This window comes from Sinorhizobium meliloti, from assembly GCF_017876815.1.
In the GTDB taxonomy this organism is placed as follows: domain Bacteria; phylum Pseudomonadota; class Alphaproteobacteria; order Rhizobiales; family Rhizobiaceae; genus Sinorhizobium; species Sinorhizobium meliloti.
Genome location: NZ_JAGIOS010000001.1, coordinates 3,293,173 through 3,314,077 on the forward strand (window position 1 = coordinate 3,293,173; position 20,905 = coordinate 3,314,077).

21 protein-coding genes are annotated in these 20,905 nt (G+C 62.9%); 13 read left to right on the top strand and 8 right to left on the bottom strand.

The features are described from left to right. Positions 1-15 precede the first annotated feature (15 nt). The 5 genes from JOH52_RS15925 to JOH52_RS15945 form a co-directional block, all read right to left on the bottom strand. Positions 16-990: a LysR substrate-binding domain-containing protein gene (locus JOH52_RS15925; RefSeq protein ID WP_010969408.1), complete on the bottom strand. Its 975-nt coding sequence runs from the start codon at positions 988-990 to the stop codon at positions 16-18. An 85-nt stretch (positions 991-1,075) separates the two neighbouring features. Then, complete coding sequence (locus JOH52_RS15930) at positions 1,076-1,963, bottom strand: NAD(P)-dependent oxidoreductase (protein WP_010969407.1); 888 nt, start codon at positions 1,961-1,963, stop codon at positions 1,076-1,078. A 9-nt stretch (positions 1,964-1,972) separates the two neighbouring features. Next, entirely contained in the window at positions 1,973-3,232 is a 1,260-nt protein-coding gene (locus JOH52_RS15935; protein ID WP_010969406.1) for a TRAP transporter large permease, read from the bottom strand. Continuing rightward, positions 3,229-3,795 carry a TRAP transporter small permease gene (locus tag JOH52_RS15940; RefSeq protein WP_010969405.1) on the bottom strand — a complete coding sequence of 189 codons (567 nt, stop codon included), beginning with the start codon at positions 3,793-3,795 and terminating at the stop codon, positions 3,229-3,231. Before JOH52_RS15940 ends, JOH52_RS15935 begins: the two co-directional genes overlap by 4 nt. Further along, positions 3,795-4,772 carry a TRAP transporter substrate-binding protein gene (locus JOH52_RS15945; RefSeq protein WP_010969404.1) on the bottom strand — a complete coding sequence of 326 codons (978 nt, stop codon included), beginning with the start codon at positions 4,770-4,772 and terminating at the stop codon, positions 3,795-3,797. The genes JOH52_RS15940 and JOH52_RS15945 overlap by 1 nt, the downstream gene beginning before the upstream one ends. A gap of 305 nt (positions 4,773-5,077) precedes the next feature. Here JOH52_RS15945 and JOH52_RS15950 point away from each other — a divergent pair, with 305 nt between their 5' ends. From JOH52_RS15950 to JOH52_RS16005, 12 genes are all read left to right on the top strand, one after another. Continuing rightward, positions 5,078-5,932: a transketolase gene (locus JOH52_RS15950; protein WP_010969403.1), complete on the top strand. Its 855-nt coding sequence runs from the start codon at positions 5,078-5,080 to the stop codon at positions 5,930-5,932. Positions 5,933-5,944: 12 nt separating this feature from the next. Continuing rightward, complete coding sequence (locus tag JOH52_RS15955) at positions 5,945-6,991, top strand: transketolase family protein (protein WP_010969402.1); 1,047 nt, start codon at positions 5,945-5,947, stop codon at positions 6,989-6,991. Positions 6,992-7,065: 74 nt separating this feature from the next. Then, complete coding sequence (locus JOH52_RS15960) at positions 7,066-7,824, top strand: SDR family NAD(P)-dependent oxidoreductase (protein ID WP_010969401.1); 759 nt, start codon at positions 7,066-7,068, stop codon at positions 7,822-7,824. Between the two features lie 48 nt (positions 7,825-7,872). Further along, positions 7,873-8,697 (top strand): sugar phosphate isomerase/epimerase family protein, encoded by an 825-nt coding sequence (locus JOH52_RS15965; protein WP_014529495.1) that lies wholly within the window; start codon positions 7,873-7,875, stop codon positions 8,695-8,697. A 289-nt stretch (positions 8,698-8,986) separates the two neighbouring features. Next, the gene (locus JOH52_RS15970; RefSeq protein WP_010969399.1) at positions 8,987-10,855 is read left to right on the top strand and encodes a TRAP transporter large permease; all 1,869 of its coding nucleotides are present in this window, start codon (positions 8,987-8,989) and stop codon (positions 10,853-10,855) included. Between the two features lie 47 nt (positions 10,856-10,902). Further along, complete coding sequence (locus JOH52_RS15975; RefSeq protein ID WP_010969398.1) at positions 10,903-11,913, top strand: TRAP transporter substrate-binding protein; 1,011 nt, start codon at positions 10,903-10,905, stop codon at positions 11,911-11,913. A gap of 102 nt (positions 11,914-12,015) precedes the next feature. Continuing rightward, positions 12,016-12,819: an SDR family NAD(P)-dependent oxidoreductase gene (locus JOH52_RS15980; RefSeq protein WP_010969397.1), complete on the top strand. Its 804-nt coding sequence runs from the start codon at positions 12,016-12,018 to the stop codon at positions 12,817-12,819. A gap of 3 nt (positions 12,820-12,822) precedes the next feature. After that, entirely contained in the window at positions 12,823-13,671 is an 849-nt protein-coding gene (locus JOH52_RS15985) for an IclR family transcriptional regulator (protein ID WP_003530962.1), read from the top strand. Beyond that, complete coding sequence (locus JOH52_RS15990) at positions 13,668-14,837, top strand: acetyl-CoA acetyltransferase (protein ID WP_010969396.1); 1,170 nt, start codon at positions 13,668-13,670, stop codon at positions 14,835-14,837. Before JOH52_RS15985 ends, JOH52_RS15990 begins: the two co-directional genes overlap by 4 nt. Beyond that, on the top strand, positions 14,834-16,483 hold the full coding sequence (locus JOH52_RS15995) for an acyl-CoA synthetase (protein ID WP_010969395.1): 1,650 nt from the start codon (positions 14,834-14,836) through the stop codon (positions 16,481-16,483). The genes JOH52_RS15990 and JOH52_RS15995 overlap by 4 nt, the downstream gene beginning before the upstream one ends. Before the next feature lie 8 nt (positions 16,484-16,491). Continuing rightward, on the top strand, positions 16,492-17,244 hold the full coding sequence (locus tag JOH52_RS16000; RefSeq protein ID WP_014529496.1) for an SDR family NAD(P)-dependent oxidoreductase: 753 nt from the start codon (positions 16,492-16,494) through the stop codon (positions 17,242-17,244). After that, entirely contained in the window at positions 17,241-18,098 is an 858-nt protein-coding gene (locus JOH52_RS16005; protein ID WP_010969393.1) for a PCC domain-containing protein, read from the top strand. Before JOH52_RS16000 ends, JOH52_RS16005 begins: the two co-directional genes overlap by 4 nt. A gap of 16 nt (positions 18,099-18,114) precedes the next feature. Here the strand turns inward: JOH52_RS16005 and JOH52_RS16010 are convergent, their stop codons facing one another. Both JOH52_RS16010 and JOH52_RS16015 read right to left on the bottom strand, forming a co-directional pair. Further along, on the bottom strand, positions 18,115-18,378 hold the full coding sequence (locus JOH52_RS16010; protein ID WP_010969392.1) for a hypothetical protein: 264 nt from the start codon (positions 18,376-18,378) through the stop codon (positions 18,115-18,117). Between the two features lie 157 nt (positions 18,379-18,535). Beyond that, complete coding sequence (locus JOH52_RS16015; protein WP_003530975.1) at positions 18,536-19,183, bottom strand: outer membrane protein; 648 nt, start codon at positions 19,181-19,183, stop codon at positions 18,536-18,538. Between the two features lie 261 nt (positions 19,184-19,444). Here JOH52_RS16015 and JOH52_RS16020 point away from each other — a divergent pair, with 261 nt between their 5' ends. Continuing rightward, positions 19,445-20,452: a GlxA family transcriptional regulator gene (locus JOH52_RS16020; RefSeq protein WP_003530977.1), complete on the top strand. Its 1,008-nt coding sequence runs from the start codon at positions 19,445-19,447 to the stop codon at positions 20,450-20,452. 69 nt (positions 20,453-20,521) lie between these two features. Here JOH52_RS16020 and JOH52_RS16025 read toward each other — a convergent pair whose 3' ends face one another. Continuing rightward, entirely contained in the window at positions 20,522-20,827 is a 306-nt protein-coding gene (locus JOH52_RS16025; RefSeq protein WP_003530979.1) for a hypothetical protein, read from the bottom strand. Between the last annotated feature and the right edge of the window lie 78 nt (positions 20,828-20,905).

Genomic DNA, 20,905 nt, shown 5'->3' on the forward strand with positions numbered 1-20,905 from the left:
CCATTGGCCTCTGAGTTAGCGGAGACCGGGTTCGCCGTCCTTGGCGAGACGCAGCCGGCAGCCGAGCTTTTCGAGAAGGGCGCGTGCCGATTGGTCGAACTTCGTTCCTTCCATCCGGATCCAATCGGTAAACAGGCGGACCGGGCGGCGGTTGATGTGCCGGCTCGGACAGACGATCCAGTAGGCGGGAAATTCGACGACCTCGAACGCGGTGGACAGCGGCACAAGGCTGCCGCGCTCCAGTTCCTCTTGCGCCAGCGTTGCCGAATCCAGCACGATCCCGGCGCCGTCGCGCGCAAGCTGGATCGCCATCGAGGAACGATCGAAGCGTAACGGGGCCTGCTCCGTCGGCGGGTCGATGTTATGGACGACAAGCCAGACGTCCCATTGGTAAAGCGCCTTCACCGAATGGATGAGCCGCGCCTGGGCAAACTGCAGCACCGGATCGTCGCTGACCGAACGCAGCCGGTCGCGATAGTCGGGGCTGCACATCGGCAGGACGAAATCGCTGATGATGCACTCGGTACGCAGCCCCTCCCAGGCGCCGGAACCGTAACGCAAGTCGAGGTCGATCACTTCGGTCTCGAAATCGGAAAAATCCGGCGTTGCATCGACACGAACGCCCCAGTCGGGATTGGCATCAAGGAAGCTCTTGAGGCGCGGTGTAAGCCAGCGGACCGCGAAACTGGGGCTGGAGCGCATCGTCAGCTGACGGCTGTTGCGCTGGCGCAGAACTGCCGAGCGGGCGTCGCGAATCATCCGGAAAGCACTCGTCGTCGTCTGGAAAAGCAGCTCGCCGTCGATCGTCAGGCTGAGCCGCCGGTCCTTTCGGCGGAACAGCCGTACGCCCCATTGTTCTTCCAGCTGCTTCAACTGCTGGCTGACGGCCGCTGCCGAGACCCCCAGTTCCGCGGCGGCAAGGGAAACGCGGCCTGTACGGGCGACCGCCTCGAAATAGGCGAGCGAGTTGAGGTTGGGGTTGATCGGCAAGCTTGCCTCCGGGGCGGAGTTCCGCCGCGCTGACGGAAGGATGATGCGCAGCCATCCGTCAATTGCTGCACGCGCGCCGTTTATGTCAAGTGATGCCGTTCAGGCGTCGATAGGCGGCAATCACCTGGCTGTCGTCCTCCAGGCCATTCCCGCTGCCGCTTTCGGCCAGGAACATCTGATGGGCGGCCGCCGCAAGCGGGAGCGCCATGCTGACCGACCGCCCTGTTGCAAGTGCGATGCCGAGATCCTTGACGAAAATATCAACGGCACTGGTTACGGGCGGCGTTTTCGTGATCATGCGAGGTCCACGGTCCTTCAGCATCCAGCTCGAGGCAGCGGAGTTGGAGACGATTTCGAGCAGGGTCGCGGCGTCGACACCTGCCTTTTCGCCGAGCGCCAGGGCCTCAGCCGCGGTGGCGAGGTGCACGCCGCAGAGAAGTTGGTTGATCGCCTTGACGACGGCGCCCTGGCCTTGCTCCGGTCCGCAATGGAAGACCTTGTCGCCCATCGCCTGAAGCACAGGCACAACCGCGTGGTACGCCTTTTCGGGAGCCCCTACCATGATGGTGAGCGCGCCCGCCTTTGCCCCGACCACGCCGCCGGAGACCGGGCAATCGACGAGGACCCTGCCGCTCGCTTCCACTTCGTCAGCCAGTCGCTTGACCTCATCGGGCGGGCAGGTTGCCATGAGGCAGATATGAGCACCTTGGGGCAGAGAGGAAAGAGCGCCGGATTCGAGGAGCACCGAACGCGCCTGTTCCGCATTCACGACCATCAGCACCAGAACGTCTGCTCCCGAGCAGGCTTCTGCGGGGTTTGCAGACCTGATCCCGCCAGTAGCAGCGAGTGTCTCCATAGCCGCGGCCCTAACGTCGAAGCCGCGCACCGCATGACCCGCCCTGATCAGATTCTCGGCCATTGGCAGTCCCATGGAGCCGAGGCCTACGAATGCAACTCTCTTCTTATCATTCATGATCGGTCCTCAGTAGATCGTCAGAGCGGGAACATATGACATCAGCACCAGGACGGCTGCTGCAACGATGTAGAAGGGCCACAACTCCTTGACCACAGCCCCGATCGGCACGCGGGCGATCACGGCGCCAATGAAAAGCGTGGTTCCGATCGGCGGCGTAAACAGTCCGATCGAAAGATTGATGCAGATCATCACGCCGAGCTGGATTGGGTCCATGCCGATTGCATGACCGATGGCGACGAAGGTGGGCCCGAGCAGCAGGATTGCCGCGGGCAGGTCGAGAAACATCCCCACCACCAGCATGATGAGATTCATCATGAGGATGATCAGGATGGCGCTTCCGAGCGTTTCCAGTGCCCAGTTGGCCACGATGGTGGGCACACGCTCGGTAATGAGGACGTGGCCGACGAGGCTCGATGCGGCGATGACCAGCATGACGACGCCGGTGGTGATCACGGTTCCGACCAGGGCTGCGTAGATCCGCTCCCAGGTCAGGTCCCGATAGAGCAGCAGGCTCACCAGCAGCGCATAGAAGACGGCGATCACGCTGACTTCGGTCGGCGTTGCAATCCCCGCCCGCAGCAACAGGATGATGAAGAACGGCATGGCCAGTGCCGGCAGTGCCGACAGCATAGATCGGCCGAAGGACTTCAACTGCCCGGCATCCGTCAGGCGGGGGAAGTTCCGAATGCGCCCGGACAGGTAGCAAACGATCATCATCCCGCCGGCGAGCATCAATCCCGGCAGGACTGCAGCCGAAAACAGCGATGCGATCGAGGAATTTGCCACCGTCGAAAAGAGGATCAGGGGAATGGACGGCGGGATCAGGCCGGCGATGGTCGAGGAAGAGGCGGTAACGGCCGCCGCAAAGCCTGCCGGATACCCCTCTTTCTTCTGCCAGGGGATCAGCATCGATCCGAGCGCGGAGGCTTCGGCGACTGCCGAGCCGGAGACACCGCCGAAGATCGTGGATCCGACGACCGTGACCTGACCCATTCCGCCGTGGAACCGCCCGACGAGTGCTGCCGCGAACTGCACGAGTTTCTGGCCAAGCGTGCCTGACATCATGAGTGAGCCGGACAGGATGAAAAAGGGTATCGCGAGCAGCGGAAAGCTCTGGGTCGGCTGGAACAGCTTCACCACCGCCAGCACGGTTGGCGTTCCGCCCTGCCATAGGATCGCTGCGCCCGCAGCGATGATCAGCGCGTAACCGACTGGAACCGAGATGGCCAGCAATGCGGCGAAGAGGCCGGTCATGATCGCGGTCATGTCATATGCTCCGTTTCCGGTTTATCCAGCGTCCTCGGGTCGTCGCAAAATGCGACGCGTATGAGGTTGACCAGGGAGGCGAGCGCGATGCCGCCGAAGCCGAACAGCAAGGAACTATAAGCCCAGGCCTGCCCCAGTCCGGTCATCGGAAAGACCTGCGCCCTGGTGATCGAGATCACCTGAAGCGACAGGTAACCGAGATAGGCAAAGGCCACGGCGACCAGGAGATGGATCAGCATCAGCAGGATGCGCAGCTGCTCGGTGGTGAGCAGGCTTCGGAATGCTTCGGCGGCGATATGAGATCCCCGATGCGCGCCGAGTACGATGCCTCCCATGATGAGCCATGGGAACAGCAGGTTCGGCACTTCGTTGGGCCAACCGAGGCTCGCATGGGTGAGATAGCGCACGACGACCTCGGTCATGAGGGCGAGGAAGATTGCGACTATCGAGGCGACGGCAACGACGATCGCGGCCATGTCCAGAACGAGGCCGACCCGATTGGCGATGCGCAAGGCGGGCAGGTCCGCACTTGCGCCGCTATTGCGGACGTTGTCCATCGCCATCACTGGACGGCCGCTGCTTTGGCGGCCCCGACGAGTTCGTCGACGAGGTCGGGATACTGTGCCCGCCATTTGTCATAGACCGACTGCGTCGCCTGGACGAACGGCGCCGGGTCGACGTCGTTGATCTTCACGCCGGCGGCTTCCAGCTCGCCGCGCAGGCGGGTGGTCTGTTCGCCGACCATCTGCCGGTTCAGTTGGCCGGCTTCCCGGGCGGCGTCGCGGATGATCTGCTGATCTTCCGGCAGCAGCGCGTCGAACACGATCTTCGAGGCCAGGAACGGCGTCGATTCATATTTGTGGTTGGTCATGGAGATATAGGGCTGCACCTCGTGCAGCTTCGACGAGTGTATGTTGATCAGCGGGTTTTCCTGTCCGTCGACGACACCCTGCTGCAATGCGATGTAGAGCTCCGAGAAGGCCATCGGCGTCGGCGAGGCGCCGAGCGCGGTGAAGATGTCGACGGTCATCTGATCCGGCGGTGTGCGGATCTTCATTCCGGCGAGATCCGACGGTGCCGTGATCTGCCTCTTCGAGTTGGAGGTTTCGCGAATGCCGTTGTTCCACCAGGCAAGCACGACCAGGCCCTGCTGTTCGGCGGCGGCGGCGATCTTGTCGCCGACGGGTCCGTCCATCACGGCCTCGGCCTGTTTCAGATCCTGGAACAGGAACGGCAGGCCAAGGAGCGCGATTTCCGGCACCACGGCCGATGTCGTGCCCTGGGAGTTGGCGGAGAAGGCAATGGTGCCGAGCCGCATGTTGGTAATCGTCTCGGCGTCGTCGCCGAACTGAGCGCTGCCGCCGACGTCGATCTTGAGACGTCCTTCCGATTTCTGTTCGACGAGCTCGGCGAATTTCAGCGATGCAACGTCCTTGGGGTTGCCCGCGGCGGCATTGTGCGAAAGCTGATAGGTCTGGGCGGCGGCGGGGCCTGCGCAAAGCGACAGCACGGCAGCGGTCAGCAGATGACGAAGGTTCATTTTTTCTCCTCCCTGAGAATTTTCTGTCCCGATCGGCGAAGAGAATCGTCCGCTGCTGCACGAAGCCGGCCCTGTGCTCGACATCCCTGGGAAATCGTTCAGAGGCAACTCGCTTTAGCGGCGCACTGCATGCAGTTGAGCGTCCTCCTCGCTCCGCCTGGGCTTGACCATCGCCGATCTTGGCTGGGGCGTCACCTAAGTTTTGCTTAACAACTTGTTCGATCTGCTTAATTGCCGGCGGCCCCTGCCGCGTTCAGTAATTACAGCGCGGACGTCTTTTGCGCCGACAGGTGAGGGGAGGAACCATGACCAGCCAAAGCCCGGCAGTTCAGCTGTCGAACACGAGCCTTGCGCGTCGCGCCTGGGAAATCCGGCGCAAGGCCGTTCGGATGGGCGAGGTTCAGGGACAAGGATATGTGGGCCAGGCGCTCGGCATCGCCGATGTCCTCGCGGTTTCGTATTTTCATGCGTTGACCTATCGAAGGCAGGACCCGGAATGGGAGGGGCGCGACCGATTTTTGCTGTCGATCGGACACTATGCCATTGCGCTTTACGCGGCGCTTATCGAAGCGGGAATCCTTCCTGAACAGGAACTCGAGACCTATGGCACAGATGACAGCCGTCTGCCGATGTCCGGCATGGCAGCCTATACGCCGGGAATGGAAATCACCGGCGGTTCGCTGGGCCAGGGACTTGGCATCGGCGTCGGCATGGCGCTCGGGTTGAAGGCCAAGAAAAATCCGGCCTTCGTCTATAACCTGATGTCGGATGGAGAACTGGGCGAAGGCTCGACCTGGGAAGCGGCGATGTCGGCCGCTCATCACAAACTCGGCAATCTGATCTGTCTCGTCGACTTCAATGACCAGCAGGCGGACGGCAAGTCGACCGAGATGCTGTGTTCGGAGCCGCTCGGCGCAAAGTGGGCCGCCTTCGGCTGGCATGTTCAACGGGTCGACGGCAATGACATTCCCGCCCTCGTAGCCGCCTTCGATGCGGCACGTGCGCTCGAAGAGGCCATGCCTCGCGTCATCATCTGCGACACCTTGATGTGCAAGGGCGTGCCGTTCCTCGAACAACGCGAGGTGACGCATTTCGTCCGGGTCGACGCAGACGAATGGCAGAAGGCGCTGGCCGCCCTCGACGCGAACCGGCCGGATTGAGGAGAACAGACCATGAGCGTCAACCGCAACTACGACCCGCACCGCAAATGGGAACCGCGCCCGCCGCCGAAGAGCGGCGAGGGAGGGCGCACCTCCGCGATGATCGCCTCGCTGGCGGCGGAGGGCTATGAGACGGTTTCTGCCCCGTTCGGCCATGCCCTGGTCGCGGAAGCTCGCCGCAATGATCGGATCGTGGGCCTCACGGCCGATCTCGCGAAATACACCGACCTGCATGTCTTCGCGGAGGCCTTCCCGGAGCGATTCTACCAGATGGGCATGGCCGAACAGGTAATGATCTCGGCGGCGGCCGGGCTGGCGCGCGAGGGGTTCATGCCTTTTGCCACCACCTATGCGGTCTTCGCCTCGCGCCGGGCCTATGACTTCATCGCCATGGCGATTGCGGAGGAGTATCTGCCCGTCAAGATCGTCTGCGCCCTGCCGGGCCTGACCACCGGCTATGGGCCGAGCCATCAGGCAACCGAGGATATGGCGATCTTCCGCGGCCTGCCCAACCTGACGATCGTCGATCCATGCGATGCCATCGACGTGGCCGAGGCGATACCCGCCATCGCAGCCCATGAGGGTCCCGTCTATATGCGGCTCTTGCGCGGCAAGGTGCCGTCGGTGATCCGCCGGCATTGCCCGGATTACAAGTTCGAGCTGGGCAAGGCGAAGCTTCTGCGCGACGGCACCGATGCGCTGATCATCGCTTCGGGCTTCATGACGATGCGGGCGCTCGATGCGGCGGTCGAACTCGACGAGCAGGGTATCTCGGCTGCGGTCCTCCATTGCCCGACGATCAAGCCGCTCGATACCGGGACGATCCTTGCCGAGGCTCGGCGGGCGGGCCGGCTGGTCGTCACTGCGGAGAACCACACATGCGTTGGCGGACTGGGCGAGGCCGTGGCGGCGACGCTCCTTTCGAACGGCGCGACGCCGGCATTCCGAATGATCAGTCTGCCGGACCAGTTCCTGGATGCCGGAGCGCTGCCGACGCTTCATGAGCGCTACGGAATCTCGACCAAGTCGATGGTGCAGAAAATCCGCAGCTGGCTTTGACGCGCCGTTTCGGCGCATTAACCCCTTCGCTCCGGCGATCTGCGCCGGACCTTCCGGAAAACAGGAGAATTTCAATGGGAACCGCTCTACTCGAGGGGAATTTTGCCGTGATCACCGGTGCTGCATCCAGGCGCGGCCTGGGCAAGGCCACCGCCAGGCTTTTCGCCGAACATGGCGCCACGGTCGCCATTCTCGACCTTGACGAGGCCGATGCCAGGGAGGCGGCCGCCAGCCTCGGTCCCCGGCATGTCGGCATGGCATGTAATGTGACCGACCTCGCGAGCGTTCGCACCGTCATGGATGCCTTGGTTTCGCAATGGGGCCGGATCGACATCCTCGTGAACAATGCGGGGATCACCCAGCCGCTGAAGATCATGGAGATCGCGCCGGAGAACTACGATGCCGTGCTCGACGTGAACCTGCGCGGCACGCTTTACTGCAGCCAGGCGGTGATCCCTCATATGCGATCGCGCAAACAGGGCAAGATCGTCAACCTTTCCTCGGTCTCCGCGCAGCGCGGCGGCGGTATATTCGGCGGTCCACACTATTCCGCCGCCAAGGCGGGCGTCCTCGGCCTGACGAAAGCGATGGCCCGCGAGTTGGCACCCGACAATGTGAGGGTCAACGCGATCTGCCCCGGTTTCATCGCGACCGACATCACGGGCGGCCTGCTGACGCCGGAGAAACTGGAGGAAATCAAGGCGGGCATTCCCATGGGGCGCCCGGGAACCGCGGATGATGTGGCCGGTTGCGCGCTCTTCCTCGCCTCCGACCTTTCGGCTTACGTCACCGGCTCGGAAGTCGACGTGAACGGCGGCTCGCTGATCCATTGATCGGGAAGCGGCGCCTCGGCAGGCACCTTTTAAATTTTGGAGGAGCCCATGAAGCTCGGACTGGGGAGTTATGCCTTCCGCTGGTCGATAGGCATCAAGGATCTGCAGCCTGTCCGGCCGATGACCGCGATGGAGGTGCTGGAGATCGCCCACGCTCACGGCCTGAGCGTGGTTCAGTATGCCGACAATCTGCCGCTCGACCGCCTGACTCCCGCCCAGCAACTGGCGCTCAGGGAGCGCGCCGACAGCTACGGTATGGCGCTGGAGCTTGGTACGCAGAGCTTCGACGCGGAGGAACTCGGCCGCTATATCCCGATCGGCGAGCGGATCGGTTCCGGAATCCTGCGCGTCGCGCTTGATGCCGCCGATGCGCAGATTCCCGTGCACGAACTGGCTGCCCAGATCCGGGAGATACTCCCGGACGGGAAACGGTCAGGCCTGCGCTTCGCCATCGAGAACCACTTCAACTATCCCTCTCCGCGAATGGTGGACTTGCTGGAGGCTGTTGCGGACGAATCACTCGGGGTCTGTCTGGACGTGGCAAATTCGATCTGTGCCGGCGAGTGGCCCATGACGACGATCCGGATGCTGGCGCCCTACACGATCAACCTGCATCTGAAGGACTACCGGATTACCCCCGATCCCTATGGCGTCGGCTTCCGTATCCATGGCACGCCGCTTGGCGAGGGCCGGGCGGAGATCGAGGAAATCCTCGCGTGCCTGTCGCATTGCCCGGACGACATGAGTTGCATTCTCGAGCACTGGCTGCCGCAGACGGAGGACATGGAGGCAACCCGCAGGCTGGAGCACGAGTGGCTCGGCCGGACCGTTGCGGCTGCCAGGCGACTGATACCCGGTGACCATAGGGCCTAGGCTCGAAGATGAGGCCAAGGTTCATATTATGGACCCGTCTTAACAAGAATTACCTCGTGGTTTCAGTGTCTTGTATGAACGTGTTGCTTGGTGTTTTTCTTTCACCTACAAAATGGACCTGATCGAAAGTCGCTGCGGAGGGCGACGGACGATCTGGAATGTCGATCCGATGCCGCCATTGGTTTCGGTCGACGCCTCTGGGGAGGAGCTTTGACGCTGTTCGATCCGCCGTGATGCGCACGAATTGCGCGCGCAACGCAATCGGACGGTTCAAAAGGGAGGAAAGCCGATGACCACCACGACGGAGGGCGTTTCCGAATTCGCCGTGCTCGCAGAGACGATGGAGGCCCGGCCGGGTTCGCGGCTGATGCGCCCCGTCGAAGCGCTATCCGCCGTTCTGCTTGTGGCGATCATCGCCATGCTGCTCTCCGGCGTGGCTTTTCGCTATGGCCTGTCGAGACCGATCGTCTGGATCGATGAAGCGGCGTCGATCGCTTTCCTGTGGCTGGCCATGCTGGGTTCGGCCATCGCGATCGACCGTTGCGAGCATCTGCGTCTGACAATCCTTCTCAATGCTCTCGGCGAAAGGGCGCGGCAGTTCACCGAAACGCTCGGCATGGTCGCCATCATGTCGTTCCTTCTCGTCCTGCTGCCGGCAGCTTACACCTATGCCGCCGGCGAAATGGACATCACTTCGTCGGCATTGAACATCCCGGCGGGTTATCGCGCCGCGGCCATTGCAGTCGGCATGGTCCTCATGGTGCTGCTGGCCGTCGCTCAATTGCTCAGAACCGCCAAGCCGCTCGACGTGGTGGTTTCAGTGGCGTTCGTGCTCGCGGTCGCTTTGGTGCTCTGGTTGCTGACGCCTGCGCTCAGCGCGTTCGGCAACGGCAACATTCTTATCTTTCTCGTCGGCGGTGCCGCCGTCTGCCTCGCGATGGGCGTTCCGATCGCCTTCTGCTTCGGCATTGCGACGCTTCTGTTTCTCGCCTTCACGACATCGATGCCGCTGGTGGTCATGATCGGCCGCATGGATGAGGGCATGTCCAGCCTCATTCTGCTTTCGGTCCCGGTCTTCGTGCTTCTCGGCTGCATTCTGGACGCGACCGGGATGGGCAAGGCGATCGTCGATTTCCTTGCCTCCATGCTCGGCCACGTCAAGGCCGGCATGTCCTACGTTCTGTTGGGCTCGCTCTTTCTCGTGTCCGGAATTTCCGGGTCGAAAGTCTCGGACATGGCAACGGTTGCCCCGGCGCTGTTTCCGGAAATGAAGCGCCGTGGTCACAAGCCGAAGGAGATGATAGCGCTCCTGGCGACCGGGGCCGCCATGGCCGACACCGTACCGCCGAGCATCGTGCTGATCGTTCTCGGCTCGGTGGCCGGCGTGTCGATCGCGGCGCTGTTCACCAGCGGATTTGCCATCGCACTCGTGCTGCTGGTCGCGCTTGCCGCGCTTGCACGCATCAAGGCAGCCCGCGAAAATGTCGACGGCGTCGTGCGCCCGTCGCTGAAACGCATCGGCGGCACGGCGCTGATCGCGGCGCCGGCCCTGGTGCTGCCGTTCATCATCCGCAGCGCCGTCGCGAGCGGTGCGGCGACCGCGACCGAGGTCTCGACCATCGCGGTCGTCTACGCCTTCATCATCGGCACTGTCCTTTATGGCGGCATCGGCATGCGGCGAACCTACAGGATGCTGGTCGAGACCGCCGCGATGAGCGGTGCGATCCTCCTGATCCTCGGTACCGCCGCGGCGATGGCCTGGGCGCTCACCCAGACCGGATTCGCCTTCGAGCTCACCGACATGATGAGCGGCCTGCCGGGTGGATGGTTCACCTTCATGCTGGTCTCGATCGCCCTGTTCATGCTGCTCGGCTGCGTGCTCGAAGGCCTCCCTGCGATCGTGCTCCTGGCGCCGATCATGTTTCCGATCGCGCGTGCGATGGGGATCCATGACGTCCACTATTCCATGGTCATCGTCACCGCGATGAACGTCGGACTGATGGCACCGCCGATCGGCATCGGCTTCTACATCGCCTGCAAGATCGGCAACGTTTCGCCCGACGAGGCCATGGGAGCGATCTGGCCCTATATCGGCGCGATGGTGCTCGGCCTCTTGCTGATCGCCGCCGTGCCCTGGTTCTCGCTCGCATTGCTGTGAGCCCGCCACCCACATTCATCATCGACGATCAGGAGGAGAACAGAGCGATGAAAATGACCCGTAGGACGATGCTGCTCGGCACCGGAGCAGTGGCGCTTGGGGCTTCGATCCGCACCAAGGCCCATGCAGCGGACTTCACCTATAAGCTGGCAAACAACCTGCCAGTCACCCATCCGCTGAACATTCGCCTGAAGGAAGCCGCCGACAAGATCCTGGAGGAGACGGGCGGCCGCCTGAAGATCAACATCTTCCCGAGCAGCCAACTCGGCAACGACACCGAAACGCTTTCGCAGCTTCGCAACGGCGCAACCGAGTTCTTCTCGCTTTCACCGCTGATCCTTTCGACCCTGGTGCCCAACGCCGCGATCAGCGGCATCGGCTTTGCCTTCCCCGACTACGACACCGTCTGGAAGGCAATGGACGGCGAGCTCGGCGCCTATGCGCGCGGCGAGATCGAGAAGAAGGGTCTCGTGCCCATGGAGAAGATCTGGGACAACGGCTTTCGCCAGATCACCAGTTCGAACAAGCCGATCAACACGCCGGAGGACCTCAAGGGGTTCAAGATCCGCGTTCCGCCGAGCCCGCTCTGGCAATCCATGTTCACCGCCTTCGGCGCTGCACCGACCACGATCAATTTCGCGGAAGTCTACACGGCGCTCAGCACCGGCACCGTCGACGGCCAGGAAAACCCGCTGGCCATCGCCTCGACCGCCAAACTCTATGAGGTGCAGAAGCATTGCGCCATGACCAACCATATGTGGGACGGGTTCTGGATGCTGGCGAACAAGCAGGCCTGGGAAACCCTGCCGGAAGACATAAGGGAGATTGCCGCCAAGCATCTCAACGAGTCGGCCATCGCCCAGCGCACCGATACCGCCAAGGTGAACGACACGGTGCGCGAGCAGCTCACCCAGAGCGGCATGACGTTCACCGACCCGGACAAGGCAGCCTTCCGCGAGACGTTGCGGTCGGCGGGTTTCTACGCCGAGTGGAAGGGCAAGTTCGGCGACGAGGCCTGGGCCATTCTCGAGAAGGCCGTAGGCACCAGCCTCGGCTGACCACCTGAGCATGACGAGGCGGGCGGCCGTTCACCCGGCCGTTCGCCGACCGATGCAGCGACGCGGCGCGTACGAGCGTGTGGCGCCTTCCGAGGTTTCGAAGTGGCAGACCGTCTCAAGGGAAAATCGGCAATCGTCTTCGGCGCAGGTTCCTCAGGCCCCGGCTGGGGCAACGGCAAGGCTGCCGCCGTGCTTTATGCGCGTGAGGGCGCCAGGGTCGCCTGTGTCGACGTCGACATGGAGGCGGCCGAGGAAACGGCGGCAATCATCGCGTCGGAAGGTGGGCAAGCCGTAGCCATCGCTGCAGACGTCACCGCTCTCGCATCTGTCGAGGCGGCCGTCGCGGCCGCACGGCAGGCATTCGGCATCATTTCCATTCTGCACAACAATGTGGGCGTCACGCATATGGGCGGACCGGTCGAGTTGTCGGAAGCGCAGTTCCAACAATCCGTGGATCTCAATCTCGGCTCGGTGTTCCGCACCGCCAAGGCTGTCATCCCGCACATGATCGAAGCCGGCGGTGGCGCCGTCGTCAACATCTCGTCGCTCGCCGGCATCCGGTGGACCGGCTATCCCTATTTCGCCTATTACGCGACAAAAGCGGCGGTCAACCAGGCGACGGTCGCGATCGCGGCTCAATATGCGCCGCACGGGATCCGCGCGAACTGTGTCGTCCCCGGCTTGATCGACACGCCTCTGATCTACAAGCAGATCTCCTCGCAATACGCCTCTGCCGAGGAAATGGTGGCAGCCCGCAACGCGGCGCTTCCGGGCGGGCGCATGGGTGATGCCTGGGATGTCGCCAATGCAGCGCTTTTCCTTGCCTCCGACGAAGCGAAATTCATTACCGGCGTTTGTCTGCCGGTCGATGGCGGCCAGAGCTGCACGATCATGGGGGTACACTGAAACATGGGCGACCCGGCCGACAGGGACATGACCGGTTCGCAGAGCGTCGATCGTGCGGCGAAGCTCCTGTCGCTGGTTGGCCGGCAGTTGGACGGCATGTCCCTGAGCGCCGTCGTCGAGAAGAGCGGTCTCAACAAACCTACGGTTCGCCGCCTCCTGCTCGCCCTGATCAGGGCCGGTCTCCTGGAGCAGGACGACCGCGACCGGCGCTACTATATCGGCGAAGAAGCCTATGTGCTCGGAACCCTCGCATCGACCCGGCACGGGCTCCTGCGCCTCGCGACGGAAAGCCTGCATCGCCTGGCGCAGAAGACCAGCGACTCCTGTTTTCTCTCCGTGCGCCGCGGAGCGTCGTCGGTCTGTCTCCACCGCGAGGAGGGGAGCTTTCCGATCCGCACCCACGCGCTCCAGGCGGGCTTCGTGCATCCGCTGGGCGTCGGCGCCGGCTCTCTGGCCATGCTGGCCGCCTTGCCGGACGAGGAGGTTTCGTCCGTGCTGGAGCAGAATGCCGCCGTGCTCGAGGAGCAGTTTCCGATGCTTGCGCCGGACGAGCTGCGCCGGCGCGTCGAACTCACCCGCGCTCAGGGCCATGCGGTCAATCCCGGCCTTATCCTCACCAACTCCTGGGGTGTGGGCGTCGCAATCCGCTATCCCGACGGCGGCGTCGCCGGGGCCATCAGCATTGCCGCCATCGACAGCCGCATGCAGGAGCCGCGGCAGAGCGAGCTGGCAGCTCTTCTCAGGCAGGAAGCGTCACGCATCGAAAGCAAGCTCGCCGAGCAGTTCCGCGACCGCGGGACGCGACACATAGCCTCCATTGCAAGACCTCTCAAAAGGAGATTGTCCAGATGACCAAGGCGCAGATCGTAGGCTGGGCCCACTCCCAGTTCGGCAAGACCGACCACGCGGACACAGAGGCGCTGATGGCCGCGGTTGCGGCGCCGGCACTTGCCCATGCCGGTCTTGCCGCCTCGGATGTCGACGGCATCTTTGTCGGAGTCATGAATGGCGGCTTCTCCAAGCAGGAGTTTCAGGGCGCACTTGTCGGCATGACCGACGAGGCGCTCGCTCATGTCCCGTCCGTGCGCCTCGAAAACGCCTGCGCGACAGGCTCGGCGGCGATCTATACCGCGATGGATTTCATCGAGGCCGGCCGCGGCCGCATCGCGCTCGTCATCGGCGCCGAAAAAATGACCGCCGTTCCGACGGCAGAGGTCGGCGACATCCTTCTGGGCGGCAGCTACAGGAAAGAGGAGGCCGACGTCGAAGGCGGTTTTGCGGGCGTCTTCGGCCGCATTGCACAGCATTACTTCCAGCGTTACGGCGATCGTTCCGAGGAACTTGCGATGATCGCGGCCAAGAACCACGCGAACGGCGTAGCCAACCCTTACGCGCATATGCGCAGGGATTTCGGTTTTGCGTTCTGCAACACCGTTTCCGAGAAGAATCCGATCGTCGCGGCTCCCTTGCGCCGCACCGACTGCTCGCTCGTATCGGACGGGGCGGCAGCCCTCGTGCTCGCCGACGCGGACACGGCTGCGACGCTGCAGCGGGCAATCGCCTTCCGGGCCCGCAGCCACGTCAACGACGTGTTTGCGCTCAGCCGCCGGGACATGCTGGAATTCGACGGGCCACGGCGGGCATGGAAAGCGGCCCTTTCCATGGCCGGCGCCACGCTGGGCGATCTCTCCTTCGTCGAGACGCATGACTGCTTCACCATAGCCGAGATGATCGAATACGAGGCGATGGGCCTGACCGCACCCGGCGAAGGCTACCGTGCGATCCGCGACGGCACCACCACCAGAAGCGGAAGCTTGCCGGTCAATCCCTCCGGCGGCTTGAAATCGAAGGGTCATCCGATCGGTGCGACGGGGGTCTCGATGCATGTCATCTCCGCCATGCAGCTTATGGAGGAGGCGGGCGAAATGCAGATCCCCGGCGCCGGTCTCGCCGGTATCTTCAACATGGGCGGCGCTGCCGTCGCAAACTATGTCTCCATCCTGGAACGGGCGAAATGACGAACAACGAACCCAAGGGCGGCGTCACCCCTGTTTCGACGCGGGTCATGAACCTTGCCAATTTCCTTTCGCAGGCAGCGAGACGCAATCCGGACGAAATCGCCCTCGTTCACGGCGACCGCCGGTGGCGCTGGAGCGAGATGGAGGCGCGGGTCGACGCCATGGCATATGCGCTCGTTCATGAGTTCGGCGTGCGTAAGGGAGATCGGATTCTCGTCCACTCCGCCAATTGCAACCAGATGTTCGAGTCCATGTTCGCGGCTTTCAGAGCAGGTGCGGTCTGGGTTCCCACGAATTTCCGGCAATTGCCGGAGGAGGTAGCCTATCTTGCCGAATCGAGCGGTGCCAGGCTGGTGATATTCCAGGCCGCCTTCGAGGCTCATGCCGAAGCATGTCGGGCGGCGGGCGAGCAGATCGGATCATGCATCCCGATCGGCTCGTCACGGGTCGGCGAAGACTATGACGCGATCGTTGCGCGCAATCTTGGAAGGTCGGTTTCGCCTGTTGCCGTCGATCGCGATGATCCATGCTGGTATTTCTATACGTCCGGTACCACCGGCCGACCCAAGGCTGCCGTGCTGACGCACGGGCAAATGGCCTTCGTCATCAACAACCATATCGGCGATCTCTTTCCGGCTACGACCCATCGCGACCGGTCGATCGTCGTTGCGCCGCTGTCGCACGGCGCCGGGATCCATCAGCTGTGCCAGGTCGCAAGGGGCGCAACCACCATCCTCTTGCCATCCGAGAAGCTCGACATACCGCAGTTCTGGGCCCTAGTCGAAAAATGGAGGGTCAACAACCTCTTCGCCGTACCGACTATCGTAAAGCTGCTCATCGAGGACCCGTCGGTCGATCGATACGACCACTCGTCGCTGCGCTATGTCATCTATGCCGGCGCACCGATGTACCGTGCCGACCAGAAAAAGGCGCTGGAAAAGCTCGGCGCCGTGCTGGTGCAGTATTTCGGTCTCGGCGAAGTGACGGGAGCGATCACCGTCCTGCCGCCCGCCTTCCACAGCTCGGAGGACGGCCCGGATGCGCGTATCGGCACATGCGGCTTCGAACGGACGGGCATGCAGCTGCAGATCCAGGACGAAGACGGCAACGAAGTCCCGGCGGGCGCAACCGGCGAGATCTGCGTGATCGGCCCGGCGGTGTTTGCCGGCTATTACCGGAACCCGGAGGCCAACGCGAAAGCGTTCCGCAACGGCTGGTTTCGTACAGGCGACCTTGGCCATGTCGATGCGCAGGGCTTCCTCTACATCACCGGCCGCGCCTCCGATATGTACATCTCCGGCGGGTCCAACGTCTATCCGCGCGAGATCGAGGAAAAGCTCTTGATGCATCCGGATATCAGCGAGGCGGCGATCGTCGGCGTTCCCGATCCGGTCTGGGGAGAGGTCGGCATCGCGGTTTGCGTCGCACGTGGCGGTGCGACGGTCGGCGCGGCGGCTCTGAGGGAATGGCTGGACGGGAAGATTGCCCGCTACAAGCTTCCGAAGAAGATCGTGTTCTGGTCCGAAATGCCAAAATCGGCCTATGGCAAGATCACCAAGAAGTTGATCCGCGAGGAACTCGAACGGCGTGGCGAACTGGATATCGGTTCCGCTGGCATCGGAGAGCGCAGGAGTGCTGCCCCGTGAGCGATGGAATGAAATCCGTGCTCATCACGGGAGGCGCCTCCGGTATCGGCCTCGAAATAGCGAGGCTTCTGCACGAGCGCGGCTGGAGGGTCTACCTGATGGATCGCAATGCCGATGCGCTGGCGGACGCATGCCGCGCGATCCCGATCGATCCCGCCCAGGCAATCGCCTGCAGCGTGACGGATGAAAAGGAGGTCGAATCGGCCATCGCGACGGCCGCGGCGGCGGGCGCACCGCTGCGGGCGGTCATCAATTCGGCCGGCATCGCAATGGACAGGCCTGCCGTCGAGACCAGCGTCGACGATTTCCGCCGCATTCTGGACGTCAATCTGACCGGCACGTTCATCGTCTGCCGCGAGGCGGCGCGTCATTGGCTGGCGACGGCCACCCCCGGTGCAATCGTCAACATCTCCTCCGTATCCGGCCTTGTCGGCAACAAGGGACGCGCCGCCTATGGCGCCTCCAAAGGCGCGGTCAACCTGCTCACTTACATTCTCGCGACCGAGCTCGGACAGGATGGAATTCGCGTCAACGCCATCGCTCCCGGTGCAATCGACACGCCTTTGTCGCGCGCCGTCCATACGGATGACGTGCGTGCGCAATGGCACGAGCGCATCCCCCAGCGCCGCTACGGTTCATCGCGGGAAATCGCGGCCAGTGCGGCGTTCCTGATCTCGGAGGAGGCGAGCTATATCAACGGCCAGATCCTGGCGGTCGATGGAGGGTTCGTCAACGCCGGTCTGGCTTTGAAAGGACGATGATGCGGAGTCTCCGCCAACCTGGTGCACCGTTCACGCCGAGGGTAATCTCTCTCGGGTGCCACGCCGAGAAGGCGCGATTGACCTTCAAACCGGGCCGGAGCGTGCTCGAAGCCGTCCATGAGGCGCTCGCGGAAACAGGCTGCGACAGCGCGATGATAGAGGTCAGGGGCGGTGCGTTTGCGCCGCTTGCCTATGTCACACCGACTCTCTCGGATGACGGCATTCATGCCGCCTGGTACAGCGACATACATGCGCCTGATGGCCGCGCACCCATCGAAGATCTGGTCATGACGTTCGGCCGGCGCGACGGGGAGCCGTTCCTGCACGGCCATGGTGTCTGGCGGCACGAGGACGGGTTGCGCGCAGCCGGGCACGTAATGCCGAAGGACTCGCAATTCGCCGAACTGGTGGAGGCGGAAGCCTGGCTCATGTCGGGCGCCATCATGGACCAACTGGAGGACAGCGAGACCCGGTTCCGTCTGTTCACGCCTGTGCCTCATACCGCCGCACCGCCCATCACGACGCGGCGCGCCGTTCTCTGCCGGTTGAAACCGAACGAACCGATCCATCCGGCGATCGAGCGCACCGCAGCCGAGCACGGCATCGAGCGGGCGACTTTGCACGGCATCGGCAGTCTCGTCGGCTGCACTTTCGCCGACGGCCAGGTCATGGAATCGGCCGCTTCGGAATTGCTTATTCGCAAGGGGACGCTTTCACCCGATCGAAGCGGACAGGCTAAAGCGAAACTCGATATCGCGATCGTCGATACGGAATGCACCATATTCGAGGGTGAGATAGCCTACGGCGTTGATGCCGTTTGCATAACGTTCGAGGTGCTGATCGTCGAAGAGTGACGGTCGATGGCAAGCCTCACTCCTTCTTCGCTGAGTTTCGCCGCTCGAGCAATTGCTGGAAAATATCGGCTTGCCGGTCTGCCGCCGAGCGTATGGCGGCAAGGTGGTCGAGCATCGCGCCGAAGGCGACGAGGAGAAGGCCGCCGGCAACCGCCGGAAAGGCCCAGGGGAGGACAGCGACAAGGCTTTTCACGTCGGGAGAGGGGACCAGTGTCATCGCCAGCAAAACCAGCGTTCCGATGACGATCGCACCGCCCAAGAACTCCAGAAATCTTCCCATCCTTCCTCCCCGTAGTGTTTCGACGTGCTGCGGTTACATCCCGTCCCGCTTCCGCAACCCGTCTCCTGATGCCTGCTGCTTTCTCATGTCGGAGCCGATATGGCCTTCAGAAAAAACCCGGCGATTGCCGGGTCCTTGATCGAAACTCCTGCGGCGATCAGAATTTCACGCCGACGCCGACGGTAAACTGGTGTTGGTCGAGGTCGACGTTGACGCCGCCCACATCCTTGTCTCCGAAATCGTTGTAACGATATTCTGCGCGTCCGAAGACGCTGTCGGTGAAGCCGTAGTCGACGCCTCCGCCGATAGTCCAGCCGTTGAAGGTTTCCTTTTCCTTGGGCGCGCCGGCGACATCGACGAAGCCGCGCGTTACTGCCCAACCGCCGGTGGCGTAAATCAGCGTCCGGTCGTTTACGGTGTAGCCGAGGCGGGCGCGCACGGATCCGGAAACATCCGTCCCGGCTTCGGTGTCGGATCCGAAGACGGTGACGGTCTCATCGTTCCAGTTGTAGCTGACATCGCCCTCGACGCCGACGACCCAGTCGCCATGCTGATAGTTGTAGCCGGCGAAGGCGCCGAAGAGGCCGCCGCTGAATTTTTCGGAGGCGCTGCCGCCCGGAACGCTGAGGTCGCTGTTCAACCAGCCGCCTCCGCCCTGCAAGCCGAGATAACCGCCCGTCCATACGAAGCTGGATATCGTCTCGACCGTCGGCGCCGGCTCCGGTGCCTGTGCCAAATCGGCTGCATGGGCCGCTCCCCCGAGCAGCGAAGCCCCGAAGACTGCAACAAGCACATTTCTGATCATCACAGATGCCTCCTGTTGTTGCGGCAGAGATTAGCAACATATCGGGTGCGAGTCTGCGAAAAACAACGCCTTCGAGCCGCCCGTTCCGAGGGAAAGAAAGAGGGCCGGCGGTTGTTCCGGCCGGCCCTTCCGAAAGTAGCGGAAAAGGGGAACATCATCTCCGAGCGGGCCTGCAAATGCCCGCAAAAGAGATCGATTGCCGGTCGATAATGCCCTAACGCGCGTTTGAGATTTGACATATCACGCATAAAATTTGACGTTATGCGCATGATTGCGAACCGTTCTCCACAATCGTCGATTGAAGTCGTGGTGGTCGTCCTGCCCGAATCATCGATCATGTCCTTTGCCTCGGTCCTCGATCCGATGCGCGCGGCAAATCGAGTGGCCGGGCACGAGGTCTTCCGCTGGCGGCTGCTGTCTGCCGACGGCCAGGCGGTGATGCTGACCTGCGGTGTGCCGATTGCCGTGGACGGAAGTTTCACCCTGCCTGTCGTGGGAGATCTTCTCCTCATCATCGGCGGGTTCAATCTTCACAGGCACGCCGGCAAGCGGTTTCTCGCGACCCTGCAGGAATGTGCGCGACATTTCGACATCGTTGCAGGCGTCGAATCGGGGTGCTGGCTGCTCGGCCGTTCGGGGCTCATCAATGGCCGCAAGGCTACCGCCCATTGGGAGGAGCTCGAAGATTTCAGCCAGGCTTTTCCGGAATTGGAGGTGATCGGCGACCGTTTCGTGATCGACGGTAAATACTGGACCTCAGGCGGCGCGTCGCCGACCTTCGACATGATGCTGCATCTCGTCGCCGAGAGGCTGGGGCCTGCATTGGCGCTGGATGTTGCGAGCATTTTCGTCTACGACCAGATGCACGGCCCGACGGATGTCCAGCCTTTCGTTTCGCTCGGCCGTATCGAGGCACGCGACCCGGAGCTTGCCGCGGCCATCAGGCTCATGGAGCGCACGCTCGAGCGTCCGATGACCGTCGCGGCGCTGGCGCGCCGGCTTTCCGTCTCCCAGCGCAAGCTCGAAACGCTCTTCGCCAAAGGCCTCTCGACGAGCCCCGGCGCCTATTACCTGCGCCTCAGGCTGCAGGTCGCCCACCGCCTCGTGCGTGATACCGGAATTCCGATGCGTGACATCGCCCTGCGTTGCGGATTCGACAGTCTCTCGGCCTTTTCGCGCGCCTATCGGCGCGAATACCGGACGAGCGCTTTGAAAATGCGCAGCGCACGTGGCGCAGGCGTTACACCGGACGCGTCAGACAAGGGGTAATTGCGCTGCGCTTACGATGACCTGCAACAAGCGGGAGCAACGTGCCGCAGCGACTTGCGCTTCAAACGGTTACCTTCGTGCGTGTCCGGCCGACCCGGCGCAGGCCTCTTCGAATTCCTTGACCGTCTCCGGCTCGTTGTCCTCCGGCAGCACGGCATCAGCCATGTCGGCGCGGTCCGCCGAAGCGGCTGCATCGCCTTCATAGACATAGGACTGGATGTAGTAGGCCAGCTCGCCCTTCCATACATTCCTGCCGTCTATCTGCCGGCAGGCCACGGCAGTTTCGAAATCGGACTGGAGATCATCGACCGTAGCGGTGGCCGAGACGAGACTCGAAGGCGCCGCGAGTGAGGCAATCAACAAGGCGGTAAACATGGTGGCAGCCCTCCGGAAGCGAACCTAGGGGGAAACGGCGGGATGGTTCCTTGGTTCCCCTCGATAGAGGGCGATTCC

Coding starts and splice junctions, on each gene's coding strand:
- JOH52_RS15935 (WP_010969406.1), bottom strand. CDS start 3,232: ATGACCGCGATCATGACCGGCCTCTTCGCCGCATTGCTGGCCATCTCG.
- JOH52_RS16005 (WP_010969393.1), top strand. CDS start 17,241: ATGATGCGGAGTCTCCGCCAACCTGGTGCACCGTTCACGCCGAGGGTA.
- JOH52_RS15945 (WP_010969404.1), bottom strand. CDS start 4,772: ATGAACCTTCGTCATCTGCTGACCGCTGCCGTGCTGTCGCTTTGCGCA.
- JOH52_RS16020 (WP_003530977.1), top strand. CDS start 19,445: ATGCGCATGATTGCGAACCGTTCTCCACAATCGTCGATTGAAGTCGTG.
- JOH52_RS15930 (WP_010969407.1), bottom strand. CDS start 1,963: ATGAATGATAAGAAGAGAGTTGCATTCGTAGGCCTCGGCTCCATGGGA.
- JOH52_RS16025 (WP_003530979.1), bottom strand. CDS start 20,827: ATGTTTACCGCCTTGTTGATTGCCTCACTCGCGGCGCCTTCGAGTCTC.
- JOH52_RS16015 (WP_003530975.1), bottom strand. CDS start 19,183: ATGATCAGAAATGTGCTTGTTGCAGTCTTCGGGGCTTCGCTGCTCGGG.
- JOH52_RS15990 (WP_010969396.1), top strand. CDS start 13,668: ATGACCAAGGCGCAGATCGTAGGCTGGGCCCACTCCCAGTTCGGCAAG.
- JOH52_RS16000 (WP_014529496.1), top strand. CDS start 16,492: ATGAAATCCGTGCTCATCACGGGAGGCGCCTCCGGTATCGGCCTCGAA.
- JOH52_RS15995 (WP_010969395.1), top strand. CDS start 14,834: ATGACGAACAACGAACCCAAGGGCGGCGTCACCCCTGTTTCGACGCGG.
- JOH52_RS15960 (WP_010969401.1), top strand. CDS start 7,066: ATGGGAACCGCTCTACTCGAGGGGAATTTTGCCGTGATCACCGGTGCT.
- JOH52_RS15965 (WP_014529495.1), top strand. CDS start 7,873: ATGAAGCTCGGACTGGGGAGTTATGCCTTCCGCTGGTCGATAGGCATC.
- JOH52_RS15950 (WP_010969403.1), top strand. CDS start 5,078: ATGACCAGCCAAAGCCCGGCAGTTCAGCTGTCGAACACGAGCCTTGCG.
- JOH52_RS15985 (WP_003530962.1), top strand. CDS start 12,823: ATGGGCGACCCGGCCGACAGGGACATGACCGGTTCGCAGAGCGTCGAT.
- JOH52_RS15955 (WP_010969402.1), top strand. CDS start 5,945: ATGAGCGTCAACCGCAACTACGACCCGCACCGCAAATGGGAACCGCGC.
- JOH52_RS15975 (WP_010969398.1), top strand. CDS start 10,903: ATGAAAATGACCCGTAGGACGATGCTGCTCGGCACCGGAGCAGTGGCG.
- JOH52_RS15940 (WP_010969405.1), bottom strand. CDS start 3,795: ATGGCGATGGACAACGTCCGCAATAGCGGCGCAAGTGCGGACCTGCCC.
- JOH52_RS16010 (WP_010969392.1), bottom strand. CDS start 18,378: ATGGGAAGATTTCTGGAGTTCTTGGGCGGTGCGATCGTCATCGGAACG.
- JOH52_RS15970 (WP_010969399.1), top strand. CDS start 8,987: ATGACCACCACGACGGAGGGCGTTTCCGAATTCGCCGTGCTCGCAGAG.